The sequence below is a fragment of the Streptomyces sp. NRRL B-24572 genome, assembly GCF_002156145.1.
Lineage (GTDB): Bacteria > Actinomycetota > Actinomycetes > Streptomycetales > Streptomycetaceae > Streptomyces > Streptomyces vietnamensis.
Genome location: NZ_MWIG01000268.1, coordinates 1 through 7,497 on the forward strand (window position 1 = coordinate 1; position 7,497 = coordinate 7,497).

A 7,497-nucleotide genomic window follows, 5' to 3' on the forward strand; every position below is an offset into this window, starting at 1 on the left:
CCACCTGCACGAGACCGGCACGGACGTCGTCGCCCGCTCGTCCTCGCTGCCGGTCTGGTGCAGGTGGGCGATGAGGTGGGGGGTGGGGACGTGCGCCCCGAGGTAGTCGACGAGGAAGCCCCGGCCACGCAGGACCTCGGCGAGGAGCCGGGCGGGCAGGGCGTGCCACTCGCCGTCGACGCAGGCGACGGTGACGTGCCGGGGCGCCTCCCCGGTCTCCGGCCGGGGCCCGGCCGCGCCCGCCGTGCGGTGGGCGAGGGCCGCGACGACCCGGTCCTGGATGGCGGTGGCGGCGTGCTCCTGGGCGACGCCGATGCGGCCGGCGGCCCATTCCGCGCCGATCCCGGCCTGGACGGGGCCGATCACGTCGAGGAGGAGGTCCTCGGCGGGGGCCCCGGCGTCGTGGGCGTCGAGGACGGCGGCGGTGGCGGCCGGTTCGTCCCTCGTCTCCAGGGCCGCCCACAGCCGTCGGCGGGTGGTGGCGAGGACGTCGGCCGGGGTGGTGGTCTGCGTGCTCATGCGGTGTACCTGCCCCGGGTGCGGCCGTTCACCGCGGACAGATGGGTGGTGTGCGGCGCGGTGATGGCGACGACCGCCATGTCGTCGTGAGGGCCGTCGCCCACCCAGTCCCCGGCGATCATCTGCACGCGCTCGACTACGGCCTCGGCCGGGAGCCCCACGCACTCGGAGAGCGCGGAGCGCAGCCGGTCCTCGCCGAACATGGCGGGGCCGAGCGGCCCGCCCCGGGCCTCCGTGATCCCGTCCGTGTAGAGCAGACAGGTCTCGCCGGGGGAGAGGTCCACGGTCGCGGACCGGCTGGTGACGACGGGGAGGGCGCCCACCAGGGTCCCGCCGGTGTCCGCCTCCTCCACCTCTCCCGTGGCCCGCAGGACGAGCGGGCGGGGGTGGCCGGCGCTGGTGAGCCGGAGCCGCACCCGGCCGCCCGTGCGCCGCACCGAGGCCAGGATCAGGGTGGCGAAGCGGGTGTGACGGGCGGTCAGCAGGGCGCCGTTGAGCAGCCGCAGGACGTCCTGGTGGTCGCCGGCGAGGGGCAGCAGGGCCTGCACGGTGCTGCGGATCCGGCCCGTGAGCACGGCGGCGTCCAGCCCCTTGCCGCACACGTCGCCCAGGACGGCGAGCGTGTCGCGGCCGTCGTCGGTGCCCGGGTGCACGTCGTAGAAGTCGCCGCCGATCCGCTCGGTGTCCCGGGACGTGCGGTAGCCGCCGGCGAAGTCGACGCCGTCGACGTGGTGGAGCCGGGGCGGGAGGAGTTCGGCGATCAGCGCGCGGGTGACGCGGGCCTGCTCCGCGTAGAGGCGCGCGGCCGAGAGGGCGGCGCCCGCGCGGGCGGCGAACAGCCGGGCGAAGTGCTCCTCAGAGGTGTCGAAGGCCCGCTGTCCGCCGCGCCGCAGCAGGACCAGGGCGCCCGCGGGCACGCCGTGGCCGGGCAGCGGGGTGATGGCGACGGACCCGGGGGTCCCCCCGAAGCCCTGGGGCACGGCCCAGGACGGCAGTTCGGCCGGGTCGATCCAGCGGGCGGGCACCGGCGGGAACCCCTGGAGCGCCTCGGCGAGACCGGGCACGACGGCCGGGTCCAGGGTGAGCTGCGCCCGCTCGAAGCCCCCGGCCATGGCGGTGACCACGGTGGAGCGGTTCCGCATCCCGGGCGGGGAGATCACGAGGGCCGCGTCGCCGAGGTGGTCGGCGGCGAGCAGGGCCGCCTTCTCCAGGCAGCGGTCGGGGTTGAGCGAGGCCAGCAGCTGGGTGGAGGCCTCGGCCAGGATCGCGTGGCGCTCCCGTTCGGTGCGCAGGGCGTCCTGCGCGGCCGTCAGGTCGGAGTCGTCGACCAGCCACCAGGCCACGTCGCCGTGGCCGGACTCGGTGGGGTGGGCCCTCAGGAGCCTGCCGTCGTGGCTGCCGCGCAGCGGGGCGGGTCCCGCCCCGCTGGGGGACGCCGCGGCGGGTTCCGCCCCGGTGGGTGCGCGCGCCGGGCGGGCCAGCCGCCGATGGGCGTCGGCAAGCCATCGCGGGACGGCTTCGTCCAGCCCCTTGCCGACCCCCAGTCGCGGGAAGAGGTCGGCCGCGGCGGCGTTGAACTCCACGACGCCGCCCTCGCGGTCGGCCACCACCGCAGGGTGCGGTGAACCGCGCCACCAGGGATTCCTCGCTTCCGCGGTCTCCCGGGAGCGGTTGGACTCGTCCTCGAAAACAGTCATAAGCGTGGCCCGCGCGTCGTGGCCCGCCACCTTCCCACTCGACGACAGCTCGTCCGTCCACCCTTGCGCAGGGGGCCCCGCACATCAAGTGAACCCTCCTCTTCCGGTACGCGTACCGTCCGGCCCCGCACGATCCCCACGATTCCGGCACAGGTGCTTCACCGGAAGCGGCCCTCAGGTGGCGGTGAGGACGAGGACCGCCCGGTCGTCGTCGACGTCCTGTCCGCCCGTGAAGTCGCGCACCGCACGGGCGAGGGCGTCGACGACCTGCCGGGCCGAGGGGTGGGGCGGGGTCCCGGCGACGGCCTCGGCGAGCCGTTTCTCCCCGAACTCCTCGCCCGAGCCGGCGCGGGCCGCCGTGATGCCGTCGGTGTAGGGCAGCAGGCTCCGGACGGCGGTGACGTTGCCGCTGGAGTCGCAGAAGGTCAGGGCGGCGAGGTCGACCACGACGGACCCCGGCGCGGCGCCGGCCCCCGGGCCCCTGAGCCCCGCCTCGTCCAGCTGGACGGCGCTGTCGAAGTCCAGCTCGCCCCGGAGCACCAGTACGGTGCCCCGTTCCTCCTGGCTGACGTCGACCGGGAACACCCTCGACTTCCTCCGTGTACGGCTCCTGGCGGACGGCCCAGCCCGGGGAGGCGACGTGGACGTCACCGTCTCCTTCCACGTTCCCCGTCCTCCGGATTCATGACGGAGGAAGGAGTTTCGGCGTGGTGTTCGGGGTCAGTCGGATTCCGGAACGCGGTCCGCTCCCGGAAGGATTCCGCCGTGCCGGTCTTGCTGGTCCTGGTGTTCGGTGTCGGTGTGGCGATGACGTGGTGGAGCGTCGTGCCCGCCCCCCGCGGTCCGCGGCGCGGCCCCCGGTGACGCCCGGCGCGGCCCCGCGCGGGTTTCACGGACGGACGAGCGGTCAGGCGGACGGGGACACGAATCCCTACTCATGTGCCAGGAGGCTCACATGGAAGGCTGGCGTGCGGCCGCGGCCTGCCAGGAGGTCGACCCCGATCTGTTCTTCCCGGTGGGGACCGGGGCTCCCGCGCTCGCGCAGGAGGAGGAGGCCAAGAGGATCTGCCGGCGCTGCCCGGTACGCGAACCGTGCCTGCGCTCGGCCCTGGCGCAGCCGCATCCGCCGTCGGGCGTGTGGGGCGGCCTGACCGAGGCCGAGCGGCGGTCCCCGGCACGCCGGGCGCGCCGGCGGGCGGACGACCGCGGGTGACCGGCCCGCGGATCACGCCCCCGGACGTTCCCCAGGGCGTCGGGGGACCCGGGCGTGGTGCCGGTGCGTCACCGCGCCCGCCGGTTCCGCGGGGTCGGCGTGCTCCGGCAGCAGGGAGAGGCGGGCGCGGACCCGCTTCCCCTCCGGGGCGGGCTCCACGGTCAGGCTCTCGCAGACGGCGACGACGATCTCGACGCCGTGCTGGCCGATGCGGCGGGGGTCGTGCCCGCGGGGTACGGGAGCGGCGGCCTCCTGGTCGAAGACCGAGATCTCCAGGACGCCGGGGCCCAGTTCGAGCAGGAGTCGGCAGGGGCCGGCCGTGTGCCGGATCGCGTTGGTGACCAGTTCGCTGACCACCAGCTGCGCGAGCTCGACGCGCTCGTCGCCGACCGGCCCGCGCAGCACGGCCGGGGCGTCCGCGAGGAATTCGGCCGTGAAGGCACGCGCCGACGCGATCACCCCGCCCCGGGAGGCGTCGCCGTAGACGACGCCCGCGGACAGCAGGGGCTCCGGGACCGCGCGCTCCGCGGTGATCGCGTCCGTCATGGCGCTGGTACTCCCCTCGTCCTGGGCCGGTGGCCGGGCTCCTCGTACCCGCCTTTCCCCTCTTCATGGTTCTCACACCGCACGGCCCGCAGATCACCCCGCGGGCAGCGCGTCAGGGGGATGCCGGCCCGATCCCCCCGTGCCGTCTCCCGTCCGGCGTCTCGGCCCCGTGGCCGCGCCAGTCGAGACAGAGTACGAGGACGGGGGGCGACGCACCACGACGGGTGTCACGCAGCGCCCGTACGACGGCCCGGGGGACCTCCGCGCCCTTCCGGTGGCGCACCCGGGTGAGGACGCGGGCGACGGGACCGTCCGGTGCCTCGTCCCCGCCGCCGGCCGTCGGCTCCCCGGCGCCGTGGGCGACGAAGACCAGCCGGTCGCCGCGCAGGAGGCGCAGGCGCTGGGGAGCGTAGACGGTGTCCTCGAACATGCCCAGGGGCAGTTGGCGGTCCAGGTCGATGCGCTCGGTCCCGGTGGGACGGAGGCGCCAGAGCGTCGGCGACCCGGCGTCCACCACCTCGGCCTCGCCGGTGGCCAGGTCGATCCGGAGCAGCAGGGCGGAGAGCGGGTGCCGGCCGCGGTACTGCCCGTAGAGCGCCTGGTCGGTGAGGCTGGCCTGGGCCACCAGGTCGAGCCCGGCCCGCCGGGCGTTGCGGAGCGCCATCAGGGCGAGGGTGCTGGCCAGGGCGGCCGGGGTGCCGGGGCCGGCGCTGTCGGCGACGACGATCACGAGGTCCCGCTCGGTGGCGCTCCAGTCGAGGAGGTGCCCCCCGGAGGCGTAGGCGGGCTCCCAGTGGGCGTGGAGGTCGAAGGCGGGTCCGGCGCAGGCCCGGCCCGGCAGGGTGTCCCACTGCATTTCCCCCGCGACGCTGAGGGCGTGCGTCCTGCGGGTGCGGCGGTACAGGTCGGTGTGGCGGTCGGCGACGCGCAGGGCGTGCCCCAGGGTCTCGGCGACCCGGGCGAGGCTCGCGGTGGTCTCCGGCGCGGAGCGCTCGGCGGGCAGGACGACGACCAGGACGCCGAACCGTTCTCCGCGGACCGTGACGGGCAGGTGAACGGTCGCCGTGGGCCCGACATCACGGAAAAGATATGGTTGCTGGGTGCGGAAGACGCGGCCGGCGGGGCCCGCGTCCACGGGCGTGTCCGACATCCCGGCAGGGGCCTGGACGGGCTCCACGGGGCGCAGGGTCGTGCATCCGTAGTCGACGAGCAGCAGATCGGCGGAGGTCGCGGCGTACAGCTGCGCGAGACTGGTACGGAGGGAGTCCATGAGGAGGTGCGGTGCCGCCCCGCGCAGTGCGCCTTCCACTGTCACGTGTCGATCCACCGGATCCGTACCGCCTTCTGGAGAGATGTGGAGATGACCGGTCCGTCGCAAGGCCGCTGTCCCCGGCCCCGGACGTCCGAGGAGGGTCGGCAGGCATGACGAGCAACCCCGCCCCGCCGCCACGGGAGCCGCAGCGGACGGCCGAGTCCGCCCGGGAGCTCATCGAGCTGCTGGAGGTGCTGTGGGAGCGCGGCCGGGACATGGTGTCGTCGACACCCGTCTCGGCGAGTCAGCTGCGCGTGCTGTACAGCCTGGACCGCGAGGAGGGGATCAGCCTGCGCACCCTGGGGGAGCTGCTCGGCTCCGCCCCGCCCTCGGTGAGCCGCATGTGCGACCGGCTGGAGGCGCTGGGCTTCGTGCAGCGGCTGCCCAGCCCCGTGAGCCGCCGGCAGCTGGAACTGCACCTGACCGCACACGGCAAGGCGTACCTGCGGGACCTCAGGGTCCAGCGCGAGGAGGCCCTGCTCGCGGTCATCGCGGACATGTCGCCGACGAGCCGCAAGGCGCTGCTGCGGGGGCTCACCGGGTTCCACGACGCGGTGGGAGGGGGCGGAGCGGCCGCCTCGTCACGCGCCCGCACTCCGCTGAAGGACGTCAGTTCGGCCTGACCCCCGCGCGACGCCGGCTCCGGCCGGGCGCACACCCCATGTCCTCATTGCCACCTCTGGTCGTCCTCGACGCGTTCTTCCGGGCACCGCCCGAGTATTGCCCCAAGGATACAGTTGTCATACGGCAACTTTTGACGGGGTGCCGTGCCAGTCGAGGCAGACGACCAGGGCGTCGTCCTCCAGCGGGCTGCCGCCGTGGTGGGCGGCGAGCTCCCGGAGCACCGCCTGCGGCACGTGCGTGGGCGGCAGCAGTCTCGTCCCCCGCAGCGCGCGGGCCAGTGCCCGGTCCCCGTAACTCTCCCCGGCCGGCGAGACGGCCGCGTACACGCCGTCGCTCCCGAACAGCAGCCGGTCGCCCGGCCGCACCGAGAACCGCTCCGGTACGTACACGGTGTCCTCGAACATGCCGAGGGGCAGCTGCGCCTCGAAGCCGACGGACTCCACCACCTGTCCCCGCTGCCGCCACAGCCGGGGCGAACCGGCGTCCACGGCCTCCACCTCGCCCGTGGCCAGGTCGAAGCAGAGCAGCAGCACCGACACGAAGGACTCGCCCCGGTACTGGGCGTACACGGCCTGGTCCGCCAGGGCGGCCTGGTCCGCCAGCGGGAGGCCGGCCCGGCGGGCGTTGCGGAGCGCGTTGATCGCGAGGTTCGTCAGCAGGGCGGCCTTGATGCCCTCTCCCATGCCGTTGGTGACCGTCAGCGTCAGCCGGCCGTCCGAGACCGACCAGTCGTAGTTGTCGCCGAAGATGGCGTAGGCGGGCTCCAGATGGGCGGCCAGGGCGAACTCGGGACGGGTGCAGGAACGGCCGGGCAGCAGCTGCCACTGCATCTCCGCCGCGAGCGTGAGCCGGGTCGCGCGCCGCGCCAGGACGTACAGGTCCGTGTCGCGCTCCGCCACCAGGATCTCGTGGCCGAGCGCCTCGCAGAGCTGGGCGAGCTCCGGCAGCAGCTGCCCGACGTCGGCCCGCGGGGGCAGCTCGGCCGTCAGCACCCCCAGCCGGTCCCCGCGGACCGTGACGGGCAGATGGAGCCGGAGCGCCCCGGACTCCCGGGCCGCGTACGGCTCCTGGGCGCCGAAGGCGCGCCCCTGGGGACTGTCGTGGATCGGCACCGACGGGTCCGTCCCGGGAACGTGTCCGACGAGCTGGAGCGTCCGCAGGCCGTAGTCGGCCATGCGGAGCTCCACCCGCAGCACCCCGTGGTCCCTGAGGGCGTCCTCGACGACTCCCACGAGCCGGTGGGGAGCCGCCCGGCGGAGCGCCTGCTCGATCTCGGCGATCTCGCGCACGGTCTTCCTCTTCCTCTTCCTCTTCCCTGCGCCCGGTCCCTGTGCACGGGACCGTGCCGTCCGTCCGCTATCTCGTGCCGCCGGCCGCGGCCAGCGCGTCCGCCACGGCGTCGTGCGGCGGGATGGTCGACATCACGCCGGTGATCTCCAGGATGCGGCGCACGGCCGGGGTCGGCGCGGCGAGGTACAGGTCGCCGTCGCTCTCCCGCGCCTTGTTGACCGCCCGGATCAGGACGTTCAGCCCCGAGGAGTCCATGAAGTCGAGGGCGGACAGGTCCAGCACGAGGCGGCGCCGCC

Annotated in this window: 9 protein-coding genes; 2 read left to right on the forward strand and 7 right to left on the reverse strand. The window is 75.0% G+C overall.

The window, feature by feature from the left end; genetic code table 11:
• The 3 genes from CCN56_RS16775 to CCN56_RS16785 form a co-directional block, all read right to left on the reverse strand.
• Positions 1-519 (reverse strand): B12-binding domain-containing protein (locus CCN56_RS16775; protein WP_143664535.1); only part of this gene is annotated, 519 nt, incomplete at its 3' end.
• Positions 516-2,216, reverse strand: a complete 1,701-nt coding sequence (locus CCN56_RS16780; protein WP_086827723.1) for a PP2C family protein-serine/threonine phosphatase — start codon at positions 2,214-2,216, stop codon at positions 516-518. The genes CCN56_RS16780 and CCN56_RS16775, both read right to left, overlap by 4 nt.
• A gap of 174 nt (positions 2,217-2,390) precedes the next feature.
• Complete coding sequence (locus CCN56_RS16785; RefSeq protein WP_179199864.1) at positions 2,391-2,801, reverse strand: STAS domain-containing protein; 411 nt, start codon at positions 2,799-2,801, stop codon at positions 2,391-2,393.
• 370 nt (positions 2,802-3,171) lie between these two features.
• Between CCN56_RS16785 and CCN56_RS16790 the strand changes: the two genes are divergently transcribed.
• Positions 3,172-3,429: a WhiB family transcriptional regulator gene (locus CCN56_RS16790; RefSeq protein ID WP_086827727.1), complete on the forward strand. Its 258-nt coding sequence runs from the start codon at positions 3,172-3,174 to the stop codon at positions 3,427-3,429.
• A 12-nt stretch (positions 3,430-3,441) separates the two neighbouring features.
• Here CCN56_RS16790 and CCN56_RS16795 read toward each other — a convergent pair whose 3' ends face one another.
• Complete coding sequence (locus tag CCN56_RS16795) at positions 3,442-3,975, reverse strand: ATP-binding protein (protein WP_256962000.1); 534 nt, start codon at positions 3,973-3,975, stop codon at positions 3,442-3,444.
• A gap of 112 nt (positions 3,976-4,087) precedes the next feature.
• Positions 4,088-5,290, reverse strand: coding sequence for a PP2C family protein-serine/threonine phosphatase (locus CCN56_RS16800; RefSeq protein WP_256962001.1), 1,203 nt, complete (start codon positions 5,288-5,290; stop codon positions 4,088-4,090).
• A 107-nt stretch (positions 5,291-5,397) separates the two neighbouring features.
• Between CCN56_RS16800 and CCN56_RS16805 the strand changes: the two genes are divergently transcribed.
• On the forward strand, positions 5,398-5,910 hold the full coding sequence (locus tag CCN56_RS16805; RefSeq protein ID WP_086827731.1) for a MarR family winged helix-turn-helix transcriptional regulator: 513 nt from the start codon (positions 5,398-5,400) through the stop codon (positions 5,908-5,910).
• Positions 5,911-6,027: 117 nt separating this feature from the next.
• On the opposite strand, the gene CCN56_RS16810 is transcribed toward CCN56_RS16805, so the two are convergent.
• Together CCN56_RS16810 and CCN56_RS16815 are read right to left on the reverse strand one after the other, a co-directional pair.
• Positions 6,028-7,200 carry a PP2C family protein-serine/threonine phosphatase gene (locus CCN56_RS16810; RefSeq protein ID WP_086827733.1) on the reverse strand — a complete coding sequence of 391 codons (1,173 nt, stop codon included), beginning with the start codon at positions 7,198-7,200 and terminating at the stop codon, positions 6,028-6,030.
• 67 nt (positions 7,201-7,267) lie between these two features.
• Positions 7,268-7,497: STAS domain-containing protein (locus CCN56_RS16815; protein WP_143664536.1), on the reverse strand; the 230-nt coding region annotated here is incomplete at its 5' end.

What these genes read in the sequence shown, in the direction of transcription:
- CCN56_RS16790 (WP_086827727.1), top strand. Translation starts at nt 3,172, where the DNA reads ATGGAAGGCTGGCGTGCGGCCGCGGCCTGCCAGGAGGTCGACCCCGAT.
- CCN56_RS16795 (WP_256962000.1), bottom strand. Translation starts at nt 3,975, where the DNA reads ATGACGGACGCGATCACCGCGGAGCGCGCGGTCCCGGAGCCCCTGCTG.
- CCN56_RS16780 (WP_086827723.1), bottom strand. Translation starts at nt 2,216, where the DNA reads ATGACTGTTTTCGAGGACGAGTCCAACCGCTCCCGGGAGACCGCGGAA.
- CCN56_RS16805 (WP_086827731.1), top strand. Translation starts at nt 5,398, where the DNA reads ATGACGAGCAACCCCGCCCCGCCGCCACGGGAGCCGCAGCGGACGGCC.